Origin of the sequence: Clostridium caldaquaticum (genome assembly GCF_023806125.1) — a bacterium.
GTDB classification, from domain to species: domain Bacteria; phylum Bacillota; class Clostridia; order Clostridiales; family Clostridiaceae; genus Clostridium_AT; species Clostridium_AT caldaquaticum.
This window is the reverse complement of record NZ_JAMSKT010000044.1, coordinates 1-923: the sequence shown is the minus strand read 5'-3', so window position 1 is coordinate 923 and position 923 is coordinate 1. Positions and strand designations below refer to the sequence as shown.

The following is a 923-nucleotide window of genomic DNA, read 5'->3' as shown; positions in this document are numbered from 1 at the left end:
TGGTGTTAGTATATTAGTGTAGACACAAAAAGTAGAACGTCTTAAAATATAAAAAGGGAAGGAAGTGTCTACAATGGCAAAAGGGCAAAAGTATTATACAGAAGAATTTAGAAAGACAATTGTAGAGCTCTATAATTCTGGTAAGAGTTTGGCAGAGCTTAGTAGCGAATATGGCATATCAAAGTCAACAATTAATGGATGGCTTAAGAAAGCTAAACTAATAACTGTGGATAAAGATACAACTATAACATCAGCAGAGTATCAGGCAATGTTAAAGAAGATGGCAAGGCTTGAGGAGGAAAATGAAATATTAAAAAAAGCCATGGCCATATTCGCAAAGAAGTAACCTCTATTTTTAAGTTTATCAATGATCATAAAAAAGAGCATGATATCAAGCTAATGTGTGAAGTTTTAAAAGTTTCAAGAAGCTCTTTCTATAAGTACCTACACAAAACCGAAAGCAAAAGAAGCATAGAAAACAAGATGTATGAGGAAGAAATACTGAAGATCTATAAAGAAAGTAAAGGTCGTTATGGTGCTCCTAAAATACATAAAGTACTTCGTGAAGAAAGAGGATACGCTATAAGTCTTAAGAGAGTCCAAAGGATTATGAAAAAACTAAATATAAAGTCTATAATTATCAAAAAATTCAGACCGCACTCTTCAAAAAGTAGAATAGAGGAAAGAGAAAACGTTTTGAAAAGAGATTTTTCAACAACTACAATAAATGAAAAATGGGTTACTGACATAACTTATATCCACACAATTAAAGATGGTTGGTGCTATCTTGCTTCAGTTTTGGATCTTCATACAAAGAAGATTATTGGCTATGCTTTTTCAAAGACTATGGATACAGAACTAGCTATAAAGGCTGTAGAAAATGCCTACATAACTCAAAAACCAAAGAATACTGTTATACTCCA

The 923-nt window shown here is 32.1% G+C and carries 2 protein-coding genes; both read left to right on the top strand.

Annotation, left to right across the window (positions count from 1 at the left end; translation table 11 throughout):
• Positions 1-73 precede the first annotated feature (73 nt).
• A complete protein-coding gene (locus M2651_RS14220) occupies positions 74-346 on the top strand; it encodes a transposase (protein WP_252132996.1) in 273 nt (90 codons plus the stop codon).
• The coding region (locus M2651_RS14215) for an IS3 family transposase (RefSeq protein WP_350338309.1) at positions 310-923 on the top strand (614 nt) is incomplete at its 3' end. The genes M2651_RS14220 and M2651_RS14215, both read left to right, overlap by 37 nt.

Bases quoted from the DNA above. Each gene is read 5' to 3' on its own strand.
- M2651_RS14220 (WP_252132996.1), top strand. From the start codon at position 74: ATGGCAAAAGGGCAAAAGTATTATACAGAAGAATTTAGAAAGACAATT.